Source organism: Myxococcus sp. CA056, assembly GCF_013336715.1.
Lineage (GTDB): Bacteria > Myxococcota > Myxococcia > Myxococcales > Myxococcaceae > Myxococcus > Myxococcus llanfairpwllgwyngyllgogerychwyrndrobwllllantysiliogogogochensis.
Genome location: NZ_JABUMT010000002.1, coordinates 1590174 through 1616872, shown reverse-complemented (window position 1 = coordinate 1616872; position 26699 = coordinate 1590174). Strand labels below are relative to the sequence as shown.

At 66.5% G+C, this 26699-nt stretch carries 23 protein-coding genes and 1 tRNA gene; 13 read left to right on the top strand and 11 right to left on the bottom strand.

The features are described 5' to 3' along the window. Position 1 precedes the first annotated feature (1 nt). On the bottom strand, positions 2-1219 hold the full coding sequence (locus HUA76_RS14045) for an RICIN domain-containing protein (protein ID WP_174457979.1): 1218 nt from the start codon (positions 1217-1219) through the stop codon (positions 2-4). A 106-nt stretch (positions 1220-1325) separates the two neighbouring features. Then, positions 1326-1964 (bottom strand): PP2C family serine/threonine-protein phosphatase, encoded by a 639-nt coding sequence (locus HUA76_RS14040; protein ID WP_174457978.1) that lies wholly within the window; start codon positions 1962-1964, stop codon positions 1326-1328. A gap of 159 nt (positions 1965-2123) precedes the next feature. On the opposite strand from HUA76_RS14040, the gene HUA76_RS14035 reads away from it, so the two are divergent. From HUA76_RS14035 to HUA76_RS14010, 6 genes are all read left to right on the top strand, one after another. Then, positions 2124-2852: a leucine-rich repeat domain-containing protein gene (locus HUA76_RS14035; RefSeq protein WP_174461113.1), complete on the top strand. Its 729-nt coding sequence runs from the start codon at positions 2124-2126 to the stop codon at positions 2850-2852. A gap of 97 nt (positions 2853-2949) precedes the next feature. Further along, on the top strand, positions 2950-4869 hold the full coding sequence (locus HUA76_RS14030; protein ID WP_174461112.1) for a hypothetical protein: 1920 nt from the start codon (positions 2950-2952) through the stop codon (positions 4867-4869). Positions 4870-6026: 1157 nt separating this feature from the next. Then, positions 6027-7082 carry a beta-ketoacyl synthase N-terminal-like domain-containing protein gene (locus HUA76_RS14025; protein ID WP_174461111.1) on the top strand — a complete coding sequence of 352 codons (1056 nt, stop codon included), beginning with the start codon at positions 6027-6029 and terminating at the stop codon, positions 7080-7082. A gap of 5 nt (positions 7083-7087) precedes the next feature. Next, entirely contained in the window at positions 7088-7939 is an 852-nt protein-coding gene (locus tag HUA76_RS14020; RefSeq protein ID WP_174461110.1) for a PAAR-like domain-containing protein, read from the top strand. 80 nt (positions 7940-8019) lie between these two features. Continuing rightward, the gene (locus HUA76_RS14015; protein WP_174461109.1) at positions 8020-8802 is read left to right on the top strand and encodes a hypothetical protein; all 783 of its coding nucleotides are present in this window, start codon (positions 8020-8022) and stop codon (positions 8800-8802) included. Between the two features lie 18 nt (positions 8803-8820). Further along, positions 8821-9816 carry a DUF2169 domain-containing protein gene (locus HUA76_RS14010; protein WP_174461108.1) on the top strand — a complete coding sequence of 332 codons (996 nt, stop codon included), beginning with the start codon at positions 8821-8823 and terminating at the stop codon, positions 9814-9816. A 246-nt stretch (positions 9817-10062) separates the two neighbouring features. Here the strand turns inward: HUA76_RS14010 and HUA76_RS14005 are convergent, their stop codons facing one another. The 3 genes from HUA76_RS14005 to HUA76_RS13995 form a co-directional block, all read right to left on the bottom strand. Further along, on the bottom strand, positions 10063-10239 hold the full coding sequence (locus tag HUA76_RS14005) for a hypothetical protein (protein WP_174461107.1): 177 nt from the start codon (positions 10237-10239) through the stop codon (positions 10063-10065). A 201-nt stretch (positions 10240-10440) separates the two neighbouring features. Continuing rightward, a complete protein-coding gene (locus tag HUA76_RS14000) occupies positions 10441-12096 on the bottom strand; it encodes a hypothetical protein (RefSeq protein WP_174461106.1) in 1656 nt (551 codons plus the stop codon). Between the two features lie 176 nt (positions 12097-12272). Continuing rightward, positions 12273-12349 (bottom strand) — tRNA-Pro (locus tag HUA76_RS13995). A 266-nt stretch (positions 12350-12615) separates the two neighbouring features. On the opposite strand from HUA76_RS13995, the gene HUA76_RS13990 reads away from it, so the two are divergent. Then, positions 12616-12996 (top strand): two-component system response regulator, encoded by a 381-nt coding sequence (locus tag HUA76_RS13990; protein ID WP_141646077.1) that lies wholly within the window; start codon positions 12616-12618, stop codon positions 12994-12996. Between the two features lie 7 nt (positions 12997-13003). Here the strand turns inward: HUA76_RS13990 and rpe are convergent, their stop codons facing one another. Next, a complete protein-coding gene (rpe, locus tag HUA76_RS13985; RefSeq protein ID WP_141646078.1) occupies positions 13004-13660 on the bottom strand; it encodes a ribulose-phosphate 3-epimerase in 657 nt (218 codons plus the stop codon). Between the two features lie 170 nt (positions 13661-13830). Here rpe and HUA76_RS13980 point away from each other — a divergent pair, with 170 nt between their 5' ends. Continuing rightward, on the top strand, positions 13831-15354 hold the full coding sequence (locus HUA76_RS13980) for a GAF and HD-GYP domain-containing protein (RefSeq protein ID WP_371745513.1): 1524 nt from the start codon (positions 13831-13833) through the stop codon (positions 15352-15354). Positions 15355-15450: 96 nt separating this feature from the next. On the opposite strand, the gene pyk is transcribed toward HUA76_RS13980, so the two are convergent. From pyk to HUA76_RS13960, 4 genes are all read right to left on the bottom strand, one after another. After that, positions 15451-16881 (bottom strand): pyruvate kinase, encoded by a 1431-nt coding sequence (pyk, locus tag HUA76_RS13975; RefSeq protein ID WP_141646079.1) that lies wholly within the window; start codon positions 16879-16881, stop codon positions 15451-15453. A gap of 101 nt (positions 16882-16982) precedes the next feature. Further along, complete coding sequence (locus tag HUA76_RS13970) at positions 16983-17855, bottom strand: hypothetical protein (protein ID WP_141646080.1); 873 nt, start codon at positions 17853-17855, stop codon at positions 16983-16985. A 153-nt stretch (positions 17856-18008) separates the two neighbouring features. Next, complete coding sequence (locus tag HUA76_RS13965) at positions 18009-19466, bottom strand: NFACT RNA binding domain-containing protein (RefSeq protein ID WP_174457969.1); 1458 nt, start codon at positions 19464-19466, stop codon at positions 18009-18011. Between the two features lie 98 nt (positions 19467-19564). Further along, a complete protein-coding gene (locus HUA76_RS13960; RefSeq protein ID WP_141646082.1) occupies positions 19565-19762 on the bottom strand; it encodes an excinuclease ABC subunit A in 198 nt (65 codons plus the stop codon). Between the two features lie 363 nt (positions 19763-20125). On the opposite strand from HUA76_RS13960, the gene HUA76_RS13955 reads away from it, so the two are divergent. Further along, positions 20126-21421, top strand: coding sequence for a glycoside hydrolase family 1 protein (locus HUA76_RS13955; protein WP_141646083.1), 1296 nt, complete (start codon positions 20126-20128; stop codon positions 21419-21421). 45 nt (positions 21422-21466) lie between these two features. Here HUA76_RS13955 and dusB read toward each other — a convergent pair whose 3' ends face one another. Further along, on the bottom strand, positions 21467-22483 hold the full coding sequence (gene dusB, locus HUA76_RS13950) for a tRNA dihydrouridine synthase DusB (protein ID WP_174457967.1): 1017 nt from the start codon (positions 22481-22483) through the stop codon (positions 21467-21469). Positions 22484-22579: 96 nt separating this feature from the next. Between dusB and HUA76_RS13945 the strand changes: the two genes are divergently transcribed. The 4 genes from HUA76_RS13945 to HUA76_RS13930 all read left to right on the top strand — a co-directional run bounded on the left by HUA76_RS13945 (position 22580) and on the right by HUA76_RS13930 (position 26639). Further along, entirely contained in the window at positions 22580-24022 is a 1443-nt protein-coding gene (locus HUA76_RS13945; RefSeq protein WP_174457966.1) for a site-2 protease family protein, read from the top strand. Positions 24023-24106: 84 nt separating this feature from the next. Further along, positions 24107-25135 (top strand): acyl-CoA desaturase, encoded by a 1029-nt coding sequence (locus HUA76_RS13940; protein WP_174461105.1) that lies wholly within the window; start codon positions 24107-24109, stop codon positions 25133-25135. 122 nt (positions 25136-25257) lie between these two features. Continuing rightward, positions 25258-25824, top strand: coding sequence for an RNA polymerase sigma factor (locus tag HUA76_RS13935; protein WP_371745514.1), 567 nt, complete (start codon positions 25258-25260; stop codon positions 25822-25824). Next, positions 25821-26639, top strand: coding sequence for a DUF1109 domain-containing protein (locus tag HUA76_RS13930; protein WP_174461103.1), 819 nt, complete (start codon positions 25821-25823; stop codon positions 26637-26639). Before HUA76_RS13935 ends, HUA76_RS13930 begins: the two co-directional genes overlap by 4 nt. The last annotated feature ends 60 nt before the right edge of the window (positions 26640-26699 follow it).

Sequence of the window (26699 nt, the reverse complement as noted above, 5' to 3'; positions counted from 1 at the left end):
CTCACGGCTCATCCTCGACAGGGCGCTCGGGGGTCAGCTTCCACAGCTGCCCCGAGTCATTGCAGCTTGTCTTGGCGAGGATGGGGATGTTGTTGGCCCTGCTGTCATTGACGATGTCGAGCGACAGCGCGTCGCCCTGCGCCTGGGTCGTCAGCCTGTAGATGCCGTTGGGCTCCGGAGTCAGCTTCCATCGCTGCTCCGGAACAGCCGCCGATTTGACGAGGAGGGGGCGATTGCCGGCGGTGTTGGCCAGGGACAGGCTGGTCCCACGCCACTGGGTCGTCAGTCGGTAGAAGCCGTTGGCCTCCGGAGTCAGTTTCCACAGCTGCCCCGTGTATCTGGCCGTCGTGGCGAGGATGGGGGTGTTGTTGGCCTTGCCGTCCCCGATGATGTCCAGCGACATGCCATCGCCCTGCCACAGGGTCGTCAACCGGTAGTAGCAGCGGGCATCGACGGGGGCGGACACCGGCGGAGGAGTGGAGGTCGTGGGCGGGGTGGGTGCCGTGGTCGTGGGCAGTTGCCACACCTGCTGGAGCAGCGCGAGCATGCCCGGGTCGTGCCTGGCCAAGTCTTCCCGTGTGAAGGGATAGAAGTCGTTGCGTCCGAAGAGCGCCTCCGAGGTCTCCGCGAAGTACTCCCAATCGTCGTTCATGGCATAGGCACGCTCGAACGTGATGGGTACCTCGGGCCCACGCCAGCGCTCCACGCAGTCGTAGCTCTTGTTTTCCCTCGCGCGCGCAAAGGCCGCCTCGATGCCGGCGTGCTCGCCGAGCACATGGTCGTGATAGGCATGGCTGAGCTCGTGGAGCACGAATATGGGCATCCGCCGGGTTTCCTTCTCGAAGATGAGGACGTTCGTGAACTCGATGCTCTTCAGCATCGTCAGGCTGCGACCACTCCGGCGCAGCAAGACATCGCCCGCATGGTACCGAGCCGCCTCCGGCTCGTTGGGATAGGGCGGCGACAGCCACAGCGTCACCTTGCGGAGCTGAGCCACGGGGCCCGCGGGGACAATCCGGATGACCTCCTTGAGCTGCGCCGCCAGGAGCACCAGCGCCTTTTCCGTCAGGGGCTTGTTCGCCCCTGCCATCAGGCGGTCATCGATGCGAACCGTCCAGCCCTCGACGGTCTGGGTTTGATAGGTGGGGAAGGGGCTGGCCGCGGAGGCGACGCAAGCGAATGCCAGGGCTGCCGGGAGGAGCCATTTTGGAGAGGGCATGCCTCATCCTACTCTCCGTGTGGCTGGCGGCGCCTACCCTCCACGCTGGCGACTCCAGGAGCGGCTGCTCGACGAACGAAGAGACTCCGTCGCACCGAGGACGGAGTCAGGGGCGTGGAGCGCTCGGGCGGCACAGGACCAGCCCCACGTCATCCGGGAGCGCGCCGCTCGCGAGTCGAGGCAGCGCGGCCAGCGCGAGCACCGCGGCGTTCGCGTCGGAGAGGCTCACCTGCGCCTGGATGCGCCGGAGGTCGGCGTACTTGAACAAGCCGTCCGACGCGCCGAGGAGGACGCCACCTCGCCACGCGAGTTCGAAGGTGACGGGCCGCGCCTGCCCGCTGCCGAGCAGGGGCTTGCGGTGTTGATGCTCCGTCAGCGCGGTCGATTCGCCGCCCTGGAACAGCCACAGCTCCGAGTCCCCCACGCTGGCCCCCACCACGCGCCGTGGGGTGACACAGGCGACCACGGCGGTGGTTTCCCCTCCCTGTCCCGAGGCCATCCGCTCCGCGTCGCACCGCCCCAGCACCTCGCGCCAGGTCTCCGCGCGCTTCACGTCGGCCCCGGCCTCCACGGCGTCCTGGACGCCACGCAGCACGGCCTCCGCGGCCTCGGCGCCACGTCGTGAGTTCCCCGCCCCATCCGCCACCACGAGCACCGTCGCGTCCCCTCGTGTCAGGACACTCACACGGTCCGCACCCGTCTTGCCCGCCGGTTCCACATGCCACGCCGTTTCGAAATCGCTCATGTGTCGCGTTCCTGGACGAGCTTCTCATGCCATCAACCGCGCAGTGGCGGGTACTTCGCGACACGTTTGCCTTCCAGAATCCACGTCGGGTGGTCAACTCAGCCGGGTCAACCGAGCCGGCACCTTCCCTGACGCAGGGGCGGTAGTCGAGGTGCACGCGTGTTCGAGGGTACGCTCGCGCGAATGAATGCACCCGGTTCCGAACAGGAAATCATACAGCTCTTGAAGAGCTCCGAGCCGGCGCAGGTACGGCAGGCGCTCGGCCTGCTTCCCGAGTTCCCCGTGCTGTCGCCGCTGCTTGAGCTGTTCGACTCCATCTGGCGGATGACCTACGCCAATGCCGAAGAGCCGGAGGTGACGAGGGTTGCGCGGAGTGGCTTGGAGTACCGAATCGCGCTGATGAATGAGCAGGAGGACCTGGTGCCCTCGCCCCTGGCGGCGATTGAGGCCGTGGAGCAGCTCGACCTGGGTGGATTCCCGAAGGCCTCTCTTTCTCCAGAACTGGCGCGCTACACCCATCTTCGGAGGCTCGACCTCTGGGAGAACGGCCTGGAGGAGTTGCCTGACGAGGTCTTTTCGCTGCGGAGCCTGGAAGTGCTTTATGTCTCGGACCCACTCCGCAGACTCTCACCGAAAATCGGCAACCTCACGAACCTCCGACAGTTGAGACTGGCTGGCAACGCCCTGGAAGCCTTGCCCGAAACCCTCACCCAGTTGAAACGACTGGAGTTGCTCGAACTGGACAGCAACTGCCTGGGACGGTCGCCCGATTTTCTGCTGGAGCTGCCATCCCTGCGGGAGGTGCGCCTGAGCTGGGACGAATCGGAACCATTCAACGAACGGATTCTGAAGGAGTGGGACAAACGAGGCGTGCGGTACCTGTTCTGATTCAGCGGGGAGACAGACCCTGTTGTCAGCCCACATGGGCAGGTTTCGAACTTCAATGAATTGACGCGGAGTCCCCGGGGCATGGTGGAATGAAGCCATGCCCTCCGTCAAAAACAGCCACTCCCGCAGTGCATCCCGATGCGAGGCGGCGAGGTGGCTCTTCGCGGTGGGACTGCTGGTCGTCCTCGCTGCCTGTAGTGACGCTGGCCCGCCGGTGTCTCCGCCGTCCGAGGAGAAGGAGATCCCCCTCCCTCCGCCCCCCTCGGTGGATCCCGTCCCGGAGGCCGTCGCCTATCCGGAGTCCCTGCTCTGCCCGGAGCCCCCTGGCACCGATGCCCGGTGCGGCACGCCCTACGTCCCAGCGAACGCGCTCACCGAGGAGGAGCTGGCGGCGCGCTATTCGGCGGGGCTCAACGCCTGGCGCTACGAGGGCACGCGAGGCGCGTGTGCTGGCTGCCACAGCCCGGACGCCATCGAGCTGGCGCGCGTGGGCTACACGGACGCGGACCTCCGCCGCCGAGCGGTGACACACGTCGACGAGGCCCGGGCCAGCGCCATCATCGAGCTGGTCCGGGTGGTGCGGCAGCGACACGGGATGACGCGCCTGCTCCATCCGGCGCGCTTCCGGCCGCTCCAGCCCGCCTATGAGCCCTTCGCCGCCCGGACGCCGGGCCTCCCCGTTCACGACTCGGCCGCGCAGAGCGAGCGCGACGAGGCCTTCATGGACCACCTCGTGGGTGACCGGCAGCTGCTGTGGGCTACCGGGCGCATCGACTCGCTGGCCAAGGCACGGCAGGCCTATGACGAGCTGCACGCCATCGACCTGCGCCACCTGCGGCTGGGGCTGCCCTTCGACCATCTCGCCGAGGATGGCTTCCATGGAAACGAGCACCGCTCCGTCTTCGAGTGGTTCCCCGACCTCGCCTCGAGCCCTCGCGCCGCCGTGCGTGAGGAGTGGTATCAGCGGGTGGACGCCTACCTGAGCCAGCCCACGGACCAGAACCTCTGGGGCTACTACGACGCCGCGAAGGACCTGACGGAGTGCAATCCGGACCTCGGCGGCGCGCGGCTGGAGGACTACCCACGCGCCTGCGAGTGGATGCGGCTGAAGTACCGCTCCCTCCAGGTGTTCCAGCACATGCTGCGGCACGGCACCCACCGCCACCCGGACTTCCTGGTGGATGTGGACTCGAGCGGCGGGACGCCCCGAATCCCCGACCACCTGGAGAAGGTCATCGCCCGCAATCCCATCTGGGAGACCGGAGACCACCTGCGCATCCAGCCGCTGGCCCGCCCCGCGCAGACGGCCTGCAACGCCACCAACCATCCCTGCACGTTGCTGCCGCCCATCATCGACCAGACCATCCACGACACGCCGTCCTACACCGAGGCTCGAATCAAGCAGAGCCAGGTCTTCCAGCAGACGTGGTTCGTGATGTCCTTCCTCAGGGACCCCGCGCTGCTCTACGAGGGAGACAGCTTCGCCACCTTCATCGGTGACTACCTGGAGTCGGTGCTGCTGCCCTTCTATGACGTCCACCACGCCTTCGTCTTCGCGAAGATGGCCGTGGAGAAGTCGTCCGCCCAGGGGTGGATGGAGGCGGAGGGCTTCCGGGCCGGGACGGGGAAGCTGGCCAGCGTGCGCACCTTCAGCTTCAAGCAATTGCGCGACAACTTCAGCCCGCCGCCCTCGGGCAATCGCAGACGTCCGGTCCATGACCGGATGTTCGCCAACTTCGCCCGGATGTTCATCTATCTCGTGGAGGAGGACCTGACGCGGACGGGTGAGGTTTTCGACCGCACCGAGGTGCTCTACGCCGTCCGCTTCATGCGGACCTGGATTCTCAGGCTGGAGGGCGCGGAGGACGCGGACATCAACGCGCGGGTGAGGTCCATCGAGGCGCTGGCCGCGGCGGCCCGGGAGCTGCGCACCGAGGCCAATCGCCGGGAGAATCCCGGCACGGGCCTGCAACCCAACAACCGCTGGGGTGAGTTCACCGCGCCCTATGGCGGGTGAGGCCACGCCTTCACGTGAAACGGCGCGCGTCTGAATTCAGGATGGGACGCGCGGGGTGTCGAGGTTGCAAGCGATGGCGGGTGGTATCTCTGGCTCCATCCGCGATTGCTTCAATAGCCTGATAGAGTAGGCACTGCATCTGCAGCACATTCACTCACTCCCCGACATCCATCCCATGCCATCCTCGAAGAACCGAACCTCCGCCAACCCGTTCCTCCTCCTCCTCGCCATCTCCGTCTCAACTGCCATTGGCTGTGGCAGTCCCGACCTGGGGCACGAGGAGTTAGCCGACGCACCGCTCGGCTCGGCTGAGAGTGCGCTCACCATCAATCAGTGCGGAGTGGGCTGCCCGGATGGGTACTATCCGTCGGCCGCATATACCAACGTCGCGGCCTGTGGCGCTGCATTCAACTACACCCGGACGACGTGCAAAACCGTCTCAGGCTCATCGTTCAACTCATGCGGAACGAGCTGTCCGTCTGGATACTACCCATCCGAATCCTACACCACGGGGGCCATCTGCGGGACTCCGTATGACACCACACTGACGACGTGCAAAACCGTCTCTGGCTCATCGTTCAACTCATGCGGTGTTGGCTGTCCGGCTGGGTACTATCCCAAGGCCGCCTATTCCACTGCGGGAGTCTGTTCGACCTCCTTCGACTATACGCTCACGAGCTGCAACATCGTTTCCGGCTCAACGGTTCAGTCATGCGGAACCGACTGCCCTCCCGGATATCGCCCGACTGCCTCGTACACCAACGCAGGAGTCTGCGGAACGCCCTACAACTACGCTCTCACGACCTGCAAGCTGTAGAGCGCCGGCGCCACGGGCCATCGAGGTTGTCTCTAGAATCGGCAGTGCTGGCCGAGCCGAAAAGACGGGCCGTCCTCCGAGGTCCGACAGGACTGCACGAAGGCCACCGCGCAGAGCGGGCCGCTCCAGATGCGGTACTCGTCGCGGGCCCCATGATGGCCCTCGGCCCTGCCCAGCCTCAACTGTCGCTGGACTGGCCGGGGGCAAGCCCCCATTGGGTAAGGACGGAAGAGGAGCAATGCTCACAAGTCAATACGCGGCACCAGGAACTGGTGACGACACCTCAGAAGGGACAACAACCCGCCTATCATTGACTTCGTAGTTGCTCGGCAGGAGGCCCATGGGCATCGACGTCAAAATCGCGGCCACCGGAGCTCGCACGCCTGTCGGCGCCAGCGCGGAGAGTGCAGCGGCCGCTGTTCGTGCTCGAATCAGCCGCATCGCCGAGCATCCCATCCTGATGGATGGCGCCGGAAGGCCTTTAGCTTGCGCGAGAGATCCGCTGCTGGAATTCTCCGTACGCGGGGCAGAGCGCCTGGCCGCACTGGCGGTGTCGTCCCTCGGGGAAGTCCTTGAGAAACTCCAGCGGGAGGCTTCGCTCGACACGGTCGTTCCTGTTTATCTGGCATTGCCCGAACCTCGCCCAGGCTTCGAAAGTGGCGATGCGGAATCCGTCTCAGCAGCGATTCAGCGGATCGCGCTTCGAGGCAAGGCACGCCTTGATGTTGAAGTCCTTCTTGAAGGGCATGCAGGGGCTCTCCGTGCGCTCGAACTGGCCACGGAGCGAATGTCCAAGCGGATGTGTGATCTATGCATTGTGGGTGGAGTGGACAGCTACCTTGAGGCAGAGACCCTCGAATGGCTCGAAGAGGGCAGGAAAGTCGCGCGCCGGGGGACTCGTGACGGATTCATTCCAGGCGAAGCTGCTGGAATGATTGCGCTAACCACCCAAACTGCCCGGACCAAACTGCGACTACCTTCTCTCGCGACCCTCCGGAGTGTCGCGACTGAGCATGAAGCACGACCCATGGACAGCGACGAAGGTGCATTGGGCGAGGCATTGAGCAAGGCCCTTGCGCGCGCGTCCCAAGGGCTGGTCATTCCTGGCGAGTGCCTGGATGACATCTACTGCGACATCAATGGTGAGCGATATCGCAGCGATGAATGGGGATTCGTAGCACTGCGGCAGTCACGAGCACTTCGAGATGCCTCCGCATACACCAGCGCGGTCCGCTCGTGGGGAGACGTGGGAGCCGCGACCGCGGCGTTGAACTGCGTCCTCGCGGTACAATCCTGGCGGCGCCTGTATGCACGGGGTCCAAGGGCACTCGTGGTTGGCAGCTCGATTTCCAGGCTTCGGGGAGCCGCGATTCTTCAACAGGAGAAAGGCGTGTAATCCCCATGGGAACCGTCGGCATCAACCCGCCTAAAACGCCCGTTACCGAGGGCAGCAAGGGTGTCGCAGCCGCCACACTCCCCAACGTATGCAAGATGCCGGGGCCGCCCGCACCATTCGTGCCAACGCCGCTTCCCAACATCGGGGACAGCGGGAGTTCGCCCAAAGGCTACTCAAAAACGGTCACAATCGAGGGCAAGGCCGTCGCGATTCAGGGCGCGAGTTTTGGCTCGTCCGGAGACATCGCCAGCAAAGGGACGGGCGGCGGAATCACCTCGATGAATGCTGAAGGCCCTACCCGGTTCATCGGCCCGGGCTCGATGGACGTACACATCGAAGGAAAGAACGTCCAGTTGCTCGGCGACCAGATGCTCAACAACTGTGGCCCGTCGGGGAGTCCCGCGAACTCAGCGACGATGACGGGCCTCATACAGATGACGAGCATCCCCGATGTCGGAGCCCCCGAAAAGTGCCCGAATTGCAAGGTCTCCTCCGGAAAGACGAAGTCCGATGCCAAGCCTTACGAAGAGTTCTTTTCAGCGGATGAGAGGGCCGAGCTGGACAAAATCAGTCTGGCGAATCCCGACCTGGTCGCGATGTTACCTCCCAAGAATGGGAGATTCAAGGTTCGCTCCGAACGCGATAAGAGAGACGCTCGCGACAAGTACGAAAAAAAGAAGAAGAAAGCCGAGATGAAGGGCGAGTACCATCACCCACACCCAATCAAGGCCGGGGGCTGTCCGATTCACCAGGACCTCGTACTCAAACCGGACAAAGAACCTGAGAAGAGCCAGGTAGATGCAGTCGATACTCAGATTCAAGACGTGGTGAACCGCGCCATTTCCCGTAACGCGTGAATACCCTTTACATGAGCCGACCCTCTTCGAGTCAGCGACCCATCTATATCAGTCCCGACTGGATGCGCTGCAGTCAAGGCATGGCATTCGCGCTACGCCCCCCGGACAGCCTGCGCTCTCCCGCGGCCCTCACCAGCAGCAATCCCTGGGAGCGAGCTGCGTCCGTGGCACTTCATGCACAAGCTGGCGATTTCGCGCATGCCGAGCGGTTGCTCGAAATCATTCAGGTCGCAGACGACTGGCACTTGCGAGACTGCGCGGTGAGAATCTTCGCACTGACGGCTCCGTCTTCAATCCTGGGAAGACTCGCGGGCGTCTACGAGCATGCCGATTACGATACCCGCATCGAAGCTTATGCCGCGACGCGGCTCACGGGTGATTTGTCGTTGGCTGTCGCCCTGGCGCGGCACCTAAGCAAGGCTCCTCCTGGTGAGCGAGACCGTGTCATGGATAACGTGAGCGACGTTCTCGAGGCGGATACGGATGATTTGGAGTTCGTTGAAAGCAAGCTCGATGATGCCACGTATGTCCGTCGGGTCGAAGAAACGGTGGGCGAGCTTCGCACCCGATATGGGCATGAGCAGTTCTTCCTCAACGGCGAACCGCTGGGTCCCGCCAAGGCGGCGGAAGCCATCGCTCGGCTCTGCGCGGAAGAGGAACCCGAACTGCGCGGCGGAAGAATCGAGACGTTGTTCAGCATTCTCGAGGGCATGACAGGAACACCCTACGTCGGCTGCCTTGACGATAACTGTGAGCCGGTGATGCCGAAGATCTCCTCCGTCCTCAACAAGCTGCGGCAACATCAGGAGTTCGAGAAGTTCGAATTGGGGAAGAGATACTTCTTTGGGCATCGAGTCCCTTGAACAGCAGCTGAGTCATCCATGTGGGTCATCAAGAACGACACTCCCTACAGCACGGGACGCAACTGGCTGCGGGACAAGTTTGGCGTGCATCACTGGCTGGTCGCGGTGAAAGCCACGTTCGACATCTTGCCCTCGGGACAGTTGCTGCTCGCCGATGAGCAGCCACCGCCGCTGCTTGCGCCCGAGTACCACGGTGAGCCAGGGCGTTCGAGCTTGCGGTTCGATTCAGACCTGCTTGCAATCAAGCCCGCCACAGACCTTGTTCTCAACGGCTTTGCCCATACCCCACAGAGAAAGCCGGTGCCGAGCATCCCCGTCTCACTGCGTGTGGGCGACCTGCGGAAGGTCCTCCTCGTCCACGGACCACGAGCCTATTACCGGGGGTTCATGGGCATGACCACCTCCAAGCCCCTGCCGTTTACCCGTCAGGCGATTCTCTACGAGTGGGCCTTTGGTGGGACGGATACCTCTCACCCCGACCCACACAAGCACTGTATCGAGGCTCGAAACCCAGTGGGCAGAGGCGTCGCATCGAACTCAGCGATGCTGGAGAATCAGCCGGCTCACGCCGTGGAGTACCCTGATGAGCGGCATTCGGTCCCTGCCGGATTCGGAGCCATCGACCGCTCGTGGACCCCCAGGCGGGAACTGGCTGGCACGTACGATGTGAAATGGGAACAGGCTCAAAAACCCCTGCTGCCGCTCGACTACGATGAATGTTTTGCACTCTGCTCGCCGACGGATCAGCGGCCGAAGCAGCCACTTCGAGGCGAACAGAGAGTCGAACTCGTTCACCTCACTCCCCACTCCGTGTTGAGGTTCGAGCTGCCAAGCGTCAGTCTCGGCTTCAAGACCCACTTCGGGAGACGTATCGAAGAGCACACCTCATCCCTGGCTACCGTCATCATCGAACCTGAGGAGATGAAGCTGATGATGGTTTGGCAAAGCAGCCTCAGGGTTCGTGCACCAGACACTAACTATCTGGACGTCACACACGTGACAGAGAAGCCCTGAGTTGCTCCGCGAAAGCGGAACCTGTCAACGCGGATGAGACAGTGCATCCGTGAGATTACTGCGCGGTCTGTTGAGAGGTGGAGAGCCGCGCGGGGTCGTTTATCCAGACGGCGTTCGGCAGCGCCTGAGGTTTGGGAGTGACCTGCCTGGATCCTTCGGACCACTGATTACGAGAGAGGTGCCGGCCGGGGATGGATTCGACAGCGGCGAAGTCCTATGAACGTGACGAAGGCCCGAGCGCCCAACTCACGTGTTCGTGTTCGAACTCGAGCTGCCACTGCTCGTGGAGGCGGCATGTTTCTCCTGGGCCTTGGGCCGCATGAACTCCGCGAGCAGGTCGGGGGCGTCCTCCGCCTCGCCCAGACCCGTGCCAGGCGCGACAGTCTGGTGCTCGACGACGAAGCTTCGTGACAGTCCCCGCATGAAGGTCCTTCGCCGAGCTCTTGACCTGCTCCACCATGCCCTTGAGCTTCAGCCCGCTCATGCCCATGGACTGGACCATTGGACGAGCTGGGTTCACAGCACCACCGACACGGTGGTGAACGGGCCCCGACCGCGCCCATCATCCAGGCGGTCTGATTTCGCGGAGGACTCCCTCAACCCGCCTGCTCGGCAACCGTCGAGTCAGAGGACCACGATCTTGTCGTACATCTCCGTGGCGGTGGAGTTGCTGCCCATGCTCAAGCGACGGCCCTCCCTGTCGCAAGTCTCTACCAACTCCGTGCCGAGGGTCAGGTTGTTCAAATCCCCGCCCACCGTCACATAGCCGCTGCGTTTCAGCTCCCCGGCGAGCGCGTCCTCCTTGCCGTTGAGGAGGTGCGTCATGGCGTGCAACTCATCGTTGGGCCCGTATTTCAACGTGAGCAGATTCTGTCGGGTGCCATCCGCGAGGGTCAGCAACGAGGCTTCGATTTCAATGCCGGGGGATGGGTTGCTGGTGTTCAGAAACAGGTACCCCGTCAAGGCGTGGACGCCCATGCCGGCGACAAGCTTCCCGCCCTTGTACTCGGACTTGCTGGCGTTCTCGAATCTCAAGTCGAAGTCCGGGGCCTGCGTCTTCGCGCCATACACGTTCACCGAGTCCGCGGAGACACTGTGGATGTCATTGAGGTCCAGGTCGTTCTGGACACGATACAGGATGCTCTCGAGGATGCCCTTGTGGATGGCGAGCGAGCACTCTCCTACGACGACCAGGACATTGGCCTGCTCGTTCCGGGCGATGCCGAGCAGGAAATCGAGTTCCTGATGGAGGCTGTCAAGGAAGGCCTCACGATGGTCATGCACGGCGAGCTTGGAGGACTTCTCGGGGTCGAACTTCCCCGAGCCCTGCTTGAAGAAATTGAGGCTCGACTGGGAGCCATAGTTCCACGCGGTCCGGGTGTTGGTGTGCTGATGCCCGTGCTCCAGCGAGTGGTAATAGATGAAGAGGGGCGGGGCCCCCTGGCATGAGAATTTGGAGACGAAGCCCGCATGGTCGCTGAAGACGCTGGTGTCGAACTTCGGCGGGACCTGGTACTTCATTTCGATGGTGGTGCCCTGAGCAGTCTTCGCCCAGGTCATGCGCTCATCGGAGTTGTTTTTCTGGGTCGAAACCGCCAGCAGATGGGCGAAGGTGTTCTGCTTGTTCCTGTAGACATTCGACCCTTTCAGCAAAGGGAGGAGGGTCTGTCGGGGCGTGAGCGTAGAGAAATACTCGGAGACCTCGTCGTCCTCGATGGTGTGGCTGTACGCGACGTCGTAGCGGTCGAACAGCACGTTCATCAGTTGGAGCTTGGTCTCGGGGTCGGTGTTCATGCCGAAGATGGCCGCCGCCGCGTTCCGGATGGCCTCGGAGCTCTCCCTGCGGAGAAAGCCGAAGCACCGTTCGATTTCATCCAGGGCATCCTGGAACCGCCGCGCGGTGACACGGCTCTTCTCAAGCACGCCCTCGAGTTCCGGGCCGAACGGCTCGTCCTCGTCCCGCTCGACGGAGAGCGCGGCCTCGACCAACGCCCACATCTGCTGGCTGTAGGACTCGGTCAGGTCCGCCATCTTCACGCCAATGGCCCTCGGGAGCTTCGCGCGGTCCAGCAGCAAGCCCAGCTTGGGGATTCCGTTCTGGATGGGCTCCTCGAGGGAGAGCTGCTCCTGCTTTTCGAGCCGCTCCCGGAGGATTTTGTAGGACCGATCGGTGAGGGGCTGGGTCGTGTTTGCGCGTCCCGAGATGCCCTTCAGGTGGGGGGCGGTCGCCCCTTTGGGGTCCGTCAGCGGGGAGGCATCCGTCATCTTGGCGACAGGCATTGGCGTGGCCCTCGAACGCCTTGAGAGTACCACCCGAGCGGGGGCAGGTACCCTCGCCCCCCCTCTGAGGGAGGGCCCGTCACCTGGCCCAAGGGTCAACGGCCCCGGCAGATGAACATGACCGCCTGAAACGGAAACGGGCTGGAGATCCGTGAAGATCTCCAGCCCGTCAAAAATGGTCGGGGAGACAGGATTTGAACCTGCGACCCCTTGGTCCCGAACCAAGTGCTCTACCAGGCTGAGCCACTCCCCGATACGTCCGTCCGCCGGTGGTCTTCCTCGGGACCGGCGAAAAGTGCGGGCGGTAATACCCGTGCCCCTCGGCTGAGTCAACGTCCTCGGATCACCTTTTCGTTCCCCGCCCCCTCGCCCGCCCCCTCCACGAGTCCCTGAAGACCCTCACTCGCCCCTTCTCCCACCCTCCCCCCTTTTAAACTCCCCGACATTCCGGTACTTCCGGATATATTCACGGATTCTCCGGGCCGAAAAAGGCAGTGGGCCGTGCAGCTCGAATCGAAAATGCCCCCCGTCGTCCTCATCTCCGATGATGAACCGCTCATCGTGTCGGCCCTCGCCCGGGAGGCGAAGCGGTCCGGCTTGACGTGCATCTCGGACACGACGTCTGAGCGCGTCCTGGAGCTGGCCCGCCTCCACCGCCCCGCCGTCATCATCCTGGACATCAACCAGCACCAGGACGGCCGCGACCTGCTCGCCCAGCTCAAGCAGGACCCGTCCACCCGCGACTGCAAGGTCATCATCCTCAGCGGCGTCGAGGACCAGTTCACCCGCCACGTCTGCTTCGAGCTCGGCGCGGACGACTACGAGGTGAAGCCCTTCGACCCCACCTTCATGACCCGCGTCGCCCGGCTCGCCAGCACCGTCGCTCGCACCCGCGCCTGAAGCCCGCCTACGAGCGCAGTGAACGGATGGCCGCCGCCCGGTCCTTCGCCCCGAAGACGTAGCTGCCCGCCACCAGCACCGTCGCCCCCGCCGCGACGACGCGCTTCGCCGTGTCGGCGTTGATGCCCCCGTCCACCTCGATGTCCGTGTCCAAGCCACGCGCGTCGAACATCGCTCGCAGCCGGCGCACCTTGTCCACCGTCGCCTCGATGAAGCCCTGCCCGCCAAAACCCGGGTTCACGCTCATCAGCAACACCATGTCCACGTCCCCCAGCACCTCTTCAATCGCCGACAGCGGCGTGCTCGGGTTCAACACCACCGACGCCTTCGCCCCCGCCTGACGAATCTGTTGCAGGGTGCGGTGCAGATGAGGGCTCGCCTCCACGTGCACCGTCAGCACGTCCGCCCCCGCCTTCACGAAGGCCTCCACGTACTTCTCCGGCTCCACAATCATCAAATGTACGTCCAGCGGCTTCGTGGCCGCTCGCTTGATGGCCTCCACCACCACCGGCCCAATCGTGATGTTCGGCACGAACCGGCCATCCATCACATCGACGTGAATCAGGTCCGCTCCCGCGGCTTCGATGTCGCGGACCTCCTCGGCCAGGCGACCAAAGTCAGAGGACAGGAGCGAGGGGGCAATGCGCACAGGGCGACGGCTCATGGGGGCGCTACATACCCGCTTCCCACTCCCTCCGGCACGGGCTGAATTCCCGGACGTCCACTCGAAAGCAGGAAACCGAGCAGGTCGGGCCTGAAGGCAGTCACCTGGCTGGGCATGTTACAACCTCGACGTCCTGCACGGCCGCAGGCCACGTCGCCCGGAGCCGCTCGGTGCTCTCACGCTCTCCCGCCGTTCCGCAGCCACTCCCCGACCTCAATCGACGACTGGCGAAGCTCACGTCCATCCTGGACGTCGCCAAGGCCATGAGCGCCGAGAGGGATTTGGACCTGCTGCTCCCGCTCATCCTCTTCGAGGCCACCAAGGTGGTGGAGGCGGACCGCTGCTCGCTCTTCATCCTGGACCGCGAGCGCAATGAGCTGTGGAGCAAGGTGGCCCAGGGCTCGAAGAGCGAAATCCGGCTCCCCGTGGGCAGCGGCATCGCCGGACAGGTGGCTCACACCGGCGCCATCATCAACATCCCAGACGCCTACGCCGACACCCGCTTCAACCGCTCGTTCGACGTCTCCAGCGGCTACCAGACGAAGACCATCCTCTGCGTCCCCATGCGCGACGCCAACGGAGAAGTCACCGGCGTCATCCAGGCCCTCAACAGGCTCGATGGCCAGGGCTTCAACTCCGAGGATGAGGAGCTGTTGCTCGCCCTGGGCGCCCAGGCCGCCGGCGCGATTGAGAACGCCCTGCTCCACGAGGAGATCAACCGCCTCTTCGAGGGCTTCGTCTCCGCCTCTGTCGTCGCCATCGAAGCGCGGGACCCGACGACGGCCGGTCATTCGGGTCGCGTCGCCGACCTCACCGTGACCCTGGCCCAGGCCCTGGAGCACCTGTCCACCGGCCCCTATGCCCGGACGCACTTCTCCTCCACGGAGATTCAGGAGATTCGCTACGCCTCGCTGCTCCATGACTTCGGCAAGGTGGGCGTGCGGGAGAACGTGCTCGTCAAGGCGGAGAAGCTCTACCCGCATGAGCTCGAGGGACTTCGCGCCCGCTTCCAGCTCGCGCGCAAGGACCTCCAGCTCCAGAGCTACCGCCGCCGCTTCGAGGCCGTGAAGCACCGCGGCGACAAGCACCTGGCGGAAATCGAGGCCGAGGAGACCGAGCGACTCGGCACCGAGCTGAAGCACCTGCACGAGGTGTTCGACTTCGTCCTCACCTGCAACCGTCCCACGGTGCTCGCACAGGGCGGGTTCGAGCGCCTGAACGAGCTGGGACACCTCCAGTTCGAGGACGCCGACGGCAAGACGCAGCCGCTGCTGCTGCCTCGCGAAATCCAATCGCTCTCCATCACCCGAGGCACCCTCTCCTCCGAGGAGCGCCGCGAAATCGAGAGCCACGTCGAGCACACCTACCGCTTCCTCACCCAGATTCCGTGGACGCGCGCCCTGCGCCGCGTGCCCGAAATCGCCTACGCGCACCACGAGAAGCTCGACGGCACCGGCTACCCGCGCGCCATCCCCGAGCGCACCATCCCCGTCCAGTCGCGGATGATGTCCATCTCCGACATCTACGACGCGCTCACCGCCAGCGACCGGCCCTACAAGAAGGCCGTGCCCCATACCCTCGCGCTCGACATCCTCAAGCGCGAGGCCGACAACGGGCAGTTGGACAAGGAGCTGTTCCACATCTTCGTGGACGCGGAGATTCCCCGCCGCGCGCTGCCCAACGCGCCGAAGTAGCGGCCCAATGATGCACGAAGGGGAAGCCCCGACCACGGGCCTCCCCTCACGGTGCTTCGATGAGACTCAGGCCCAAGCCTTCGATTCGACGTCGACTCAGCCTTCGATGGTGTGCAGCCGCAGGCTGTTGATCTTCCCGGGCTGTCCCACCGGCGCGCCGTACACGATGACGATGCGGTCGCCCTTGCGACCCAGGCCCCGCGCCACCAGCTCCTCACCCACGCGGCGCACCATCGCCTCGGTGTCCTGGATGGGCTCCAGCACTCGCGGCACCACGCCCCACAGGAGCGCCAGCCGACGACGGACTTCCTGGTTCGGACTGAAGGCCACAATCGGCACCGACGGCCGGTAGTGCGACAACAACCGCGCCGTCACGCCAGACAGCGTGAACGCGGCAATCAGCGACGCGCCACTCGCCTTCGCCGCCTCGCACGCCACGCGCGCAATCACATCCGGGAAGTGCGTGGGCAACCCCAGCGGCGCGTCGATGTTGCGCAACACCGGCTGCACCCGCTGCGAGGACTCCGCCGCCAGGATGATGCGCTCCATCATCTGCACGGACTCGATGGGGAACTTGCCGCTCGCCGTCTCGCCCGAGAGCATCACCGCGTCCGCGCCGTCGAACACGGCGTTGGCCACGTCGCTCGCCTCGGCGCGCGTGGGCCGCGGGTTGTCGATCATCGAGTTCAACATCTGCGTCGCCACGATGACCGGCAGGCCGCGCAGGTTCGAACGCCGGATGATGTCCTTCTGGACGGCCGGGACTTCCTCGGGCGGAATCTCCACGCCCAAGTCGCCTCGCGCCACCATGACGCCGTCCGTCTTGTCCAGGATGGCGTCCAGCCGGGCAATCGCCTCCGGCTTCTCCAGCTTCGCGATGATGGGCACCGTCCGGCCCACCTCCGCCATCGCCTGCCGAGCCGCGTCCAGGTCCGACGGCTGCCGCACGAAGGACAGCGCGATGAAGTCCACGCCCGCCTTGATGCCGAAGACCAGGTCCTCGCGGTCCTTCGGCGTCAGCGCATCCGCGCGCACCGCCACACCGGGCAGGTTGATGCCCTTGTTGTTCTTCAGCGCGCCGCCGTGGATGACTTCCGTCTTGATGAGCTTCTGCTTGTCCGTGTGCAGGACCTTCAGCTCCAGCAAGCCGTCGTCCAACAGGATGCGGTCGCCCGGATTCACGTCCGCCGCCAGGAACGGGTACGTGGTGGACACGATTTCGTCCGTGCCCGGCACCGTCTCGTCCGTGGTGATGTGGAAGATGCCGCCTTCCTTCAGGTCCGTGCTGCCCTTGGTGAAGCGGCCCGTGCGAATCTTCGGGCCCTGCAAGTCACCGAGGATTCCCACCGCCTTGCGCACCTTCAGCGAGGCCGCGCGCAGCTTGGCGATGTTCTCCGCGTGCTGCTCATGGCTGCCGTGCGAGAAGTTCAATCTCGCGACGTCCATGCCGTTCTCCAGCAGCGCCTCCAACATCTCCTGGCTCTGACTCGCGGGCCCGAGGGTGCAGACAATCTTCGCTCGTCGCATATGGCTCGGGAGGATGGGTGCCCCTCACGAACGCGTCAAGCACGCACCACGCGTTGCTTCGCTCGGTAAAACGGTAAATGAGCCAGCGAGCAACGGAGCCATCAACCGCGCAACAACACGCCCAGATTCTCCCGCTCCCAGCGCAGCGCCGCCGCGTAGTGAGGGTACGTGCGCTCGCGCTCCCGGAAGGCGCGCGGGTGGTGGACCCGACGCCCGCCTCGCCCCGTGCTCGGGAAGAGCTGATGCAGCATCTCGTGGTAGACGATGAACTCCACGAAGAAGGCCGGCACCTCGGGCCTGTCCAGCGCGGGATGGATGCGAATCTCCCGCGTCTGATGGTCGTACACGCCCAGGCGGATGGACTTGCGCCGACGCCTCGGAGGCATCCGTCCCCAGCCGATGCGCGCCTGGATGACGTTCTCGAAAAAAGTGGCGTTGACGTTGTTGTAAAGCGCCGTCAGGTCGAAACAGCGCCCCAACGGGTTGAGGTCCGCGTCGGATTCACGACGCACCTGGCGGATTCGCGGCTGCTGTCCCCGGATGTACTCGTCCAGGAGCACGCCCGCCGTCCGGTGTCCCCGGCCCGCGTAGTCCGCCACCGCGCGGACGATGGACTCCGGCGCGTCCAGGAACATGTGGTGCAGCCGCAGTTGGAGCGCGTTGCCCCCTCGACGGAAGGACACCATGGTGGAGCGGTTGTCCGTCACCGCCAGCTTCACCGGCATCCCCAGCTCCGCGCTCAGCCTCCAGGCCAGGGACTCCGCGCGGGTCCACATCTCCTCACGGGGAGAGGGAACCGTGAGCATGCGCGGTGCTTCCTCCGGAGCCCGATGCCGGGGCGGAGGCGGCCGGAGCTGCGGAACGGGCTCGAGCCGCGGAACAACCTCCGCGACCTCCTTTTCCAGGGCACGAGGCTCCGCGACCGCCGCCGTGGCCCGACTGGCCGCGGAGAGGCCGCGTGGAAACAGGGACATCTGACGGAAAAACTCGGAGGTCACTCGGCGCGCATCGTACCCGGCAACCTCCCGGACTCAAGGCCGCCGGCCTTTGCCCGCCTGCTCTCCGTCAGCCCGTCAACCGCGCCCCACCCCTCCGCGCTGAGGTTCACACTCCGGGGGGAAGTTTCGTCACGGAGCGGGCAACTCGGTGTGACGGGACTTGAGCAGTCGCTCCAGCCGCTCCGCCTCCATGCGCACCACGAAGGTCTTCTCGCGCGTGTACGTCACCTGCCCCGGCGCCCCACCCTTCACCTTCCGCACGAACTTCGCCTGCACGTAGCTCACCTCGCCACGCGGCTCGCCCTTCGCCCCCGAGTGGTGCAGCGCCAGGTGCGCCGCGTCCAGGAGCACCTCCTGCGTGGGCTCCTGCCCCTTCTCCAGGGGAAGCACCACGTGACTGCCCGGCACTCCGCGCGCGTGGAACCACAGGTACCAGGGCCGGGCCACCTTGAAGGTGAGCGTGTCGTTGTCCTCCGAACCCCGCCCCACCCAGATGCGCGAGCCCGCGTGGCCCACGTACTCCTTGAAGGGCTTGCCCTCCGGGGTGGCCTCCCCGCCCACGGGCACGTGCAGCACCTGCGCCTGCGCGAGCAACATCGCCTCGTCCATCCGCTCCACCTGCTCCAGCGACAACTGGGCGTGAGCCACTTCCCGCGCCAGCTCCGCCTCGCGGTGGCGCGCCTGCTCCACGCCTCGCAGCAGCCGGCGGTACTGGTGGAAGTTCCAGTCCGCCTCCTCCTTGGGCGTGCGCTTCGGGTCCAGCTTCACCTGGACCTCCTCCGCGCCGGCCTCGGTGTACTCAGTGAGCGTGACCTCAGTGGCGCCCCGCTTGAGGCGGAAGAGGTTCTGCGCGAGCAGCTCCCCCATCCGACGATGCTTCTCCGCGTCCGGCCCGCGCCCCGCCTCCGCCCTCACCTTCTCCAGGGTGCGCGAGGAGCGCTTGAGGCGAGCGCGGTACGGCTGCGCCAGTCGGCGGCGGATGGACTCCGCGCGGCTCGCCTGGTCCTTGGCTCCGAGCAGCAGCTCCGCCGCGTGGGAGTAGGGAAGCGTGTCCCCCTCGGCGGGCACCAGCCGCGAGGGCGCGAGGCGCGCCTTGGCCAGCGCGTCCGGGGGCAGCGACTCCGGAGGCGTCCACGCCGCGCCCGCGTAGAGATTGCGCCGGGGACCGAAGCCCTCGCCGGACAGCATCAACACCCGCCCCTGCTCACTCAAGAGGAGCAGTCCACCCGGGGAGCCCAGCTCCATCACCAGACGACGGCGCACCTCCTCGCGCTCGAAGTCCAGCTCCACCACCCGCTCCGCGTCGCGAAAACGCGCCGCCAGGAGCTTCGCGCCAGTCAGCTCGTGCCGCAGCCACCGCTGGAAGGGCGCGGGTTCGCCCGGTGTGGGGAAGCGCGTCTCGGCGACGGCCACCCGGGACAGCTCTCCCTCGGCGCACAGACATAGAAGGATGGAGCGCCCGGGGACTCGCAGCTCCAGGTAGGCCAGCCTCGGCAGCGGGCACCAGGCCTTCTGGGCCACCGCTCCCGTCAGCTTCGCCCCCACCTCCGCCACCACCTGCTCCAGCTCCGAGGGACGCAGTGACATGGGCAACCTCCTGTCCGGACAAAAGAAAAACGGCCCGGCGGATTTCGCCGAGCCGTTCACCGGACGTCAAACACCGTCCGCGAATGACGCTTTACTGCTCAGGACTCCGGGGTCGCCGGGGCCGCCGCCGTCTTGGCCTTGCTCGCGCGCTTGCGGGCAGGGGCCTTCTTGGTGGCCTTACGAGCAGTCGTCTTCTTCGCCGCCGCCTTCTTCGCGGTCTTGCCAGCCGTCTTGCGGGTGGTCGTCTTCTTCGCGGCGGTCTTCTTCTTCGCGGCGGTCTTCTTCTTAGCGGCCATCAGAACCCTCCATGTAATTGGCCCCAGTGAACCGAGGGCCTGCACTCTTCTTTTGATGGAGTGAGTGCTTGAAGTGAATGGTACGGGCGACACACCAGTGTGTCAACGCATGGTGATGTATTGCATCGCGCGGCGAGGCCGATTTTTCGGCATCGGGCGGTGCCGGAGGTCGCGAAAGGCGCTTCGAGGACACTTCCGAAGCGACGCGCGAAAACGCGCGCGAGGCCGAATTCTAGGCTCCGGACGCGACGGAGCCGTTCGCGGCGCGCGCCTCGCGAGCGCACTGTCGGCTGCCGCGCACTGGCCTTCGCGGCACTCCGAACTTTTCGCGATGGAGGGTCGCGTCTACGGTGCGCGGCCACGATGAGGACCTCCGAGATGACCTTCCCCGCGGACTTCACCTTCGGCGTCGCGACCTCCGCGTACCAGGTGGAGGGCGGCATCGAGAACGACTGGGCCGAGTGGGAGCGCGCGGGAAAGTTGAAGGAGCCCCACGCCCGTTGCGGGCGAGCGGTGGACCACTGGCACCGCTACGAGGAGGACTACGCGCTGGCCCGCGCCGTGGGCGCCACCGCCTTCCGAATCTCCCTCGAGTGGGCGCGAATCGAGCCGGAGCGCGGGAGGTTCGACGAGGCCGCGCTGGAGGCGTACCGGGAACGGCTCCTGAAGATGAAGGCCCAGGGCCTGCGGCCGGTGGTGACGCTCCACCACTTCACCCATCCGACATGGTTCCACCGGGAGACGCCGTGGCACTCGCCCGAGAGCGTGGAGGTCTTCCGCCGCTATTCCCGCCGGTGCGCCGCGTTGCTGGAGGGCCTGGACGCGCTCGTCATCTCCTTCAACGAGCCGATGGTGCTGCTCTTGGGCGGCTACCTGCAGGGCGCCATCCCCCCGGGCATCGCCGACGGGGCGCTCACCATGAGGGCGCTGGAGAACATGGTCCGCTCCCACGCGGCGGCGAGGCGGGAGCTGCTGGAGCGCCTGGGCCGGGTGGAGCTGGGCATCTCCCAGAACATGCTCGCCTTCGCGCCGGACCGTTGGTGGAACCCGCTGGACCGCGCCCTCGTGCGGCTGGCCTCGCCCGCCTACAACCACGCCTTCCACGAGGCGCTCTCCACGGGGAAGCTCCGGGTGAACATGCCCGGGGTGGCCACCACCCGCGCCGACATCCCCGAGGCCCGGGACTCGGTGGAGTTCATCGGGGTGAACTACTACAGCCGCGCGCACCTGCGCTTCGTGCCGCGCCCGCCCTTCATCGAGTTCAAGTACCGCGACACCCGGGGCCGGGGCCTCACCGACATCGGCTGGGAGGACTGGCCCGAGGGCTTCCTCCAGACGCTGCGCGACGTGAAGCGCTACGGCAAGCCGGTGTGGATTACGGAGAACGGCATCGATGACCGCGCGGGCGCCCGCCGTCCCCACTACCTGCACTCCCACCTCTCCCAGGTGCTGGCCGCCCGGGCCCAGGGCGTGGACGTGCGCGGCTACCTCTATTGGAGCCTGCTCGACAACTTCGAGTGGCTGGAGGGCTGGGGCCCGCGCTTCGGCCTCTACCACGTCGACTTCGACACGCTGGAGCGGCGCCCCACCCCCGCCTGCGACTACTTCCGCGCGGTCGCCACCGGCCGCGTGCTCGTGCCGCCCGGTGCGTCCCTTTAGGAACTTCCGCGCCCCTCGGGTGAGAACCCGTGGGGCGCGAAGTCGTCAACCGAGCGCCGCGCGGTAGTCGACGTCCTGCTCCTCGGATGAGTCCCCGGAGCGGTCCGAGTCGGCGGCGGAGAAGAAGGCGCGCACGGCGTCCGCCACCGCTTCCGGTGCATCCAGGGTGTTGGCGCGCGCACGGAAGGCGGCGGCGCCCGCGAGGCCATGGGCGTACCAGCCCAGGTGTCGGCGGAAGGAGCGCACGGCGCCGAGCGGGTCCCCCACGAAGGCCAGGTGCGCGTGGAAGTGCTCCAGCACCAGGGCGCACCGCTCCTCGGGCGAAGGTGCGTCCCCACCCGCGAGCTCGCGAAATATCCACGGGTTGCCCAGGGCCGCGCGGCCAATCATCACGTAGTCGCAGCCGGTCGTCTCCAGCATGCGCCGCGCGTCCTCGGGCGTGCGCACATCCCCGTTGCCGAACAGGGGCAGCTCCGGGAAGTGGCGCTTCAAGTCGGTGATGACGCTCCAGTCCGCCTGCCCCGAGTAGCCCTGCTCCCGGGTGCGAGGGTGGATGGCCAGCCCCGCGCAGCCGGCCTCCTGGAGCGCGGCGGCCATCTGGAGGTAGTTGCGCGTCTTGGCGTCCCAGCCCGAGCGAATCTTGCAGGTGACGGGCAGGCCCGAGGCCTCGCGCATCGCCCGGACGATGGCGGCGGCGCGCTCCGGGTCGCTCAAGAGCGCGCTGCCCGCCCCGTTCTTCGTCACCTTCTTCACCGGGCAGCCCATGTTGATGTCCAGCATCTGCGCCCCGTGGGACTTGCCGACCGCGGCCGCGAGGCCCATGGCCTCCGGGTCGCCTCCATAGAGCTGGAGCGAGTAGGGCTTCTCCACCTCCGCGTCGAAGCGCAGGTACATGAGGGTGCGCTGGTTGGCCCGCATCAACCCCTGGGAGCTGACGAGCTCGGTGGGGCACAGGGCGGCGCCCATGCGGAAGGCGAGCACCCGGAAGGGCATCTCGGACACCCCGGCCATGGGGGCGAGGACAAAAGGATTCGGAAGGGAATAAGGGCCGAGTCGCAGCATGGGGCTTCTGGGAACCTACCGAAATGAAGAGGAAGCGGTTGCGGGATGTGCGCTACGGACTGCGCATCCGCGCCTCAACGGTTAAGGTCCGTGCCCATGTTCCGCTTTCGCCTCGGGAGCATTCCCGTCGACGTCCACCCCAGCCACCTGCTGGTCTCCGCCGTGCTCGCCTACAGCTCGGTCCGCGCCTCGCAGGATGGCTGGCCCTTCCGCCAGGTGTCCGAGGCGCCCGCCCTGGGCCAGGCCAGTGCCATGGTGGTGTTCGTCCTGTCGTGGATGCTCATTGTCTTCGTGTCCGTGCTGGTCCACGAGCTGGGCCACGCCCTGGCCAGCCGCCTCTTCGGCTACCACCCGAGCATCGCGCTCGTCTGGCTGGGCGGGCACACCCTGCCCACCGACATGCCCGGCCCGCTTCCATGGAAGAGGGATTTGGTCATCACCGTGGCGGGGCCCCTCTTCGGGCTGCTGCTCGGCGTGGTGAGCCTGGTGGGCTACCTGGTCTTCAACGGGCACTCCCCCGCGCTGGACTTCTTCCTGCGCACCTTCGCCGGCGCCAACTTCATCTGGGCCATCTTCAACCTGCTGCCCGTGCTGCCGCTGGACGGCGGGCGGCTGGTCTCCACGCTGGCCACCCGGGTGCTCGGCCCCCGGCGGGGGCTGCTCGCGTCCCAGGGACTGGCGCTGCTGGTGTGCGTGGCCGTGGTCGTCTACAGCCTGAACATCGGGTGGCTCTTCCCCGCCATCTTCTTCGCCATGTACGGCGTCCAGGCGTTCCGCACCGTGGCGGAGGCCCTGAGCTCCGGCGGCAACGCCCCGCGCGTCGGTGGCACAGGCTCGCTGGACAGCCCCGTGGCGGGGAAGCTTCGCGAGGCGAAAATCGCGCTGGATGCGGGCCGGCTGGATGACGCACGCCGGCTGGGCGCCGCGGTGCTGGAGGGCGGCGACGGCCTCACCCCCGAGCTGGCCAGCCACGCCCACCACCTGCTCGGCTGGGTGGCGCTGAAGGAAGGCCAGGGCCGACAGGCGCTGGACCACTTCTCCCAGGTACAGGGGCTCCAGGTGGAGCCGCATGCGGTGGCCGCGTCCTTCTCCCTCGTCGGTGACGACGCGCGCGCGCTGGATTGGTGGAAGCAGGCCTGGCAGACGTCCTCGGACCGCACGGTGATGCACGAGTACGCCGGGACGTTGATCCGCCTGGGTCGGACGCCGGAGGCCCTGAAGCTGCCCGGCGTGGAAGCCGCCGCGGCGTTCAGTTGCGCGGAGCGGGTGCTCTTCATCCGGGGCGTCTATTCGGAGGCCGCCGCGATGGGCGAGGCCGCGCTGGAGCACGCCCCGAGCGCCAGCATCGCCTACGACGCCGCGTGCGCTTATGCCAAGGCGCGCAACGTGCCCGACGCGGTGCGCCTGCTGCGCCGGGCCAGCGAGCTGGGGTTCAAGGACGGGGCCTATGCCGCCTCGGACGCGGACCTGGCGCCCCTGCATGGCCACCCCGCTTTCGAGGAGTGGTTGACGGAGCTGCGGCAATCCGCCGCCTCCTGACAGAGCGATGACAGGAGGGGGTGTTGATGCGGGACGAGGCTGCGCACCTTCGGGCGCGCTCCTGCTCCAGCTCAAGAGGCTCCCTTGCAGACTTCCTCTCCTGCTCCCGCCCTGCCCTCGGACAACGAGCGCCTGAACTGGCTGTCGTCCATCCCCTTCTTCGCCGTCCACATCATGTGCCTCTTCGCCTTCTCTGTCGGGGCGAAGCCAGTGGACGTGGCGGTCTGTGTGGGGCTGTACATCCTGCGCATGTGGGGAATCACGGTGGGCTTCCACCGCTACTTCTCCCACCGGGCCTTCAAGACGGGCCGCGTCTTCCAGTTCATCCTCGCGCTGGTGGGCACCCTGTCGACGCAGAAGGGCGTGCTGTGGTGGGCGGCCAACCATCGCCACCACCACCGGACGTCGGACCAGCCGGACGACATCCACTCGCCGGTGCAGAAGGGCTTCTGGTTCAGCCACGTGGGCTGGATTCTGTGTGACAAGTACGGGCCCACGCGCATGGAGGGCATCAAGGACTTCGCGCGCTTCCCGGAGCTGGTGTGGCTCAACCGCTTCCACCTGGTGCCGCCCGTCCTGCTGGCGGTGGCGCTCTACTTCATCGGCGGCTTCTCCATGCTGGTGTGGGGCTTCTTCGTCAGCACCACCCTCTTGTGGCACGGGACGTTCACCATCAACTCCCTGAGCCACATCTTCGGCAAGCGCCGCTACAAGACGACGGACACCAGCCGCAACAACTGGCTGCTGGCGCTCATCACCCTCGGCGAGGGCTGGCACAACAACCACCACTACCACCAGAACACCGCCAACCAGGGCTGGTTCTGGTGGGAGGTGGACCTGAGCTTCTACTCGTTGAAGGTCCTCTCCTGGTTCAAGGTCGTGGAGGGCCTGCGGCTGCCCTCCGACTCGGTCAGGTACGCGTACCGGAAGTACTCGGCGGAGGACCGCGCGGCGCTGGCCACGCCCACCCGCTTCTTCGGCGCGGGAGGCGCGCGCGCGCAATTGGTCGCCGCCAGGACGGCCGCCGAGGGCAAGGTTCGCGAGGCGCTGGCCGCCGCCGCGGATCACCTGCCCTCCTCCGCACCCACACCGCAGCCCATGCTCAAGCAGTGATGGCAGCGGGGCCGAGGCACACCCACCCTGGGTCTCATGCAACCGGCTAGAGTGCCGCGCGCGTGTCACCGCCTCCGTCGATGAAACCAGCCTCCGCGCCCGTGCGTACCGGAGACGATTCGGTGCGCACTTCCGTCGCACCCGAGTCAGACGAGGTGCTGATGGCGCGGTTTTGTGAAGGGCAGGCTCCGGCGTTCGACGCGCTCTTCCAGCGTCACTCCCGACAGGTGCGCGGATACCTCACCCGCCTGACGGGCAGCGCGTCCACCGCCGAGGACCTGGTGCAGCTCACCTTCATGTCCCTGGTCCGCTCGCGAGGGCGCTTCCAGGCGGGCTCCCGCTTCAAGCCGTGGCTGTATGCCATCGCCACCAATGCCGCGCGCGACTCCCAGCGCCGGGGCCGTCGCACCGAGGAGCTGACGGCCGAGGGGGAGCTGCCCACGGGCATCGCCGACGAGAGCCCCGCGCCCCGAGACGTGGGGCTGGAGCGCGCGGTGCGACAGGCGCTCGACATGCTCCCCGAGGGCCAGCGCATCCCCATCCTCCTGCACCGCTTCGAGGGCATGGGCTTCGCCGAAATCGCCGACACCCTGGGCCTCACCGAGAGCGCGGTGAAGGTCCGGGCCCACCGAGGCTATGAGCGACTGCGCGAGCTGCTCGCCCCCCTGCGCACGGAGACCTTGGAATGACCCCGGAGTGTTCACGGGTGATGGACTGCCTGGGCGACGCCCTGCCCCCGGAGCTGACGAAGCACGTGGCGTCCTGCGAGGACTGCCAGGTGGTGACGGGCGGCTTCGACCTCCTCGGCGGTGCGAGTCACGCCGCGGCGTCGACGCTCCCCACGGCCTTTGCGTCCTCCGAGGATGACGAGCAGACGCTGCCCGGCCACGACACCGCGCGACGCTTCGCCCTGGAGACCCTGGCGAAGCAGCCCATGGCGCGTCCCTGGTGGCACGGGCTGGCGCTGCTAGTGGGCGTCCACGCGGCGATGGTGGGCGTGGGGCTGACCCTGCTGAGCCGCCGAGGCGGATGGGTGGGCAACGCGTCCCCGCCGGGACTGGTGGTGGGCGTGGGAGTCGTCATCCTCGCGCTGCTCGGCGCGGGCGCCTTTGTCGCGCTGTCGCCCCGCCGTCGGGTGGTGCCCTGGGCGGGAGTCCTCGCCTTCGCGGGAGCCCTGGGCGTCACCGTGGTGCTCACCGGGTCCGGACAGCAGGGCCGGGCCTTGCTGGCCGGCGTCCTCGGCTGCGCGGGCACGGAGCTGGCGGTGACGGTGGTGCCGCTGGCCGTCACGCTGGTGCTGCTGAGCCGCTCCGCCTACCACCCCGCGCGAGCGCTGGCCGCAGGGCTGTCCGCCGGCTCGGTCAGCCTGCTCGTCCTCCACGTGCATTGCCCCGACGGGACGGCGGCCCACCTGCTCTGGGGCCATGTGCTGCCCTGGCTGGGGCTCGCGGGAATCGCCGTGCTGCTGCGCTCGCTGCTGCCCACGCGCAGCTACGCCCCCTGAAGACAGGCCACCCGCCGCCCTCCCGCTCGCCCCCTCGCGCCGTGTGGCCGCGAGGAGTGC

What these genes read in the sequence shown, in the direction of transcription:
- HUA76_RS14045 (WP_174457979.1), bottom strand. Translation starts at nt 1,219, where the DNA reads ATGCCCTCTCCAAAATGGCTCCTCCCGGCAGCCCTGGCATTCGCTTGC.
- HUA76_RS14040 (WP_174457978.1), bottom strand. Translation starts at nt 1,964, where the DNA reads ATGAGCGATTTCGAAACGGCGTGGCATGTGGAACCGGCGGGCAAGACG.
- HUA76_RS14030 (WP_174461112.1), top strand. Translation starts at nt 2,950, where the DNA reads ATGCCCTCCGTCAAAAACAGCCACTCCCGCAGTGCATCCCGATGCGAG.
- HUA76_RS14025 (WP_174461111.1), top strand. Translation starts at nt 6,027, where the DNA reads ATGGGCATCGACGTCAAAATCGCGGCCACCGGAGCTCGCACGCCTGTC.
- HUA76_RS14020 (WP_174461110.1), top strand. Translation starts at nt 7,088, where the DNA reads ATGGGAACCGTCGGCATCAACCCGCCTAAAACGCCCGTTACCGAGGGC.
- HUA76_RS14015 (WP_174461109.1), top strand. Translation starts at nt 8,020, where the DNA reads ATGGCATTCGCGCTACGCCCCCCGGACAGCCTGCGCTCTCCCGCGGCC.
- HUA76_RS14010 (WP_174461108.1), top strand. Translation starts at nt 8,821, where the DNA reads ATGTGGGTCATCAAGAACGACACTCCCTACAGCACGGGACGCAACTGG.
- HUA76_RS14005 (WP_174461107.1), bottom strand. Translation starts at nt 10,239, where the DNA reads ATGCGGGGACTGTCACGAAGCTTCGTCGTCGAGCACCAGACTGTCGCG.
- HUA76_RS14000 (WP_174461106.1), bottom strand. Translation starts at nt 12,096, where the DNA reads ATGCCTGTCGCCAAGATGACGGATGCCTCCCCGCTGACGGACCCCAAA.
- HUA76_RS13990 (WP_141646077.1), top strand. Translation starts at nt 12,616, where the DNA reads ATGCCCCCCGTCGTCCTCATCTCCGATGATGAACCGCTCATCGTGTCG.
- rpe (WP_141646078.1), bottom strand. Translation starts at nt 13,660, where the DNA reads ATGAGCCGTCGCCCTGTGCGCATTGCCCCCTCGCTCCTGTCCTCTGAC.
- pyk (WP_141646079.1), bottom strand. Translation starts at nt 16,881, where the DNA reads ATGCGACGAGCGAAGATTGTCTGCACCCTCGGGCCCGCGAGTCAGAGC.
- HUA76_RS13970 (WP_141646080.1), bottom strand. Translation starts at nt 17,855, where the DNA reads ATGTCCCTGTTTCCACGCGGCCTCTCCGCGGCCAGTCGGGCCACGGCG.
- HUA76_RS13965 (WP_174457969.1), bottom strand. Translation starts at nt 19,466, where the DNA reads ATGTCACTGCGTCCCTCGGAGCTGGAGCAGGTGGTGGCGGAGGTGGGG.
- HUA76_RS13960 (WP_141646082.1), bottom strand. Translation starts at nt 19,762, where the DNA reads ATGGCCGCTAAGAAGAAGACCGCCGCGAAGAAGAAGACCGCCGCGAAG.
- HUA76_RS13955 (WP_141646083.1), top strand. Translation starts at nt 20,126, where the DNA reads ATGAGGACCTCCGAGATGACCTTCCCCGCGGACTTCACCTTCGGCGTC.
- dusB (WP_174457967.1), bottom strand. Translation starts at nt 22,483, where the DNA reads ATGCTGCGACTCGGCCCTTATTCCCTTCCGAATCCTTTTGTCCTCGCC.
- HUA76_RS13945 (WP_174457966.1), top strand. Translation starts at nt 22,580, where the DNA reads ATGTTCCGCTTTCGCCTCGGGAGCATTCCCGTCGACGTCCACCCCAGC.
- HUA76_RS13930 (WP_174461103.1), top strand. Translation starts at nt 25,821, where the DNA reads ATGACCCCGGAGTGTTCACGGGTGATGGACTGCCTGGGCGACGCCCTG.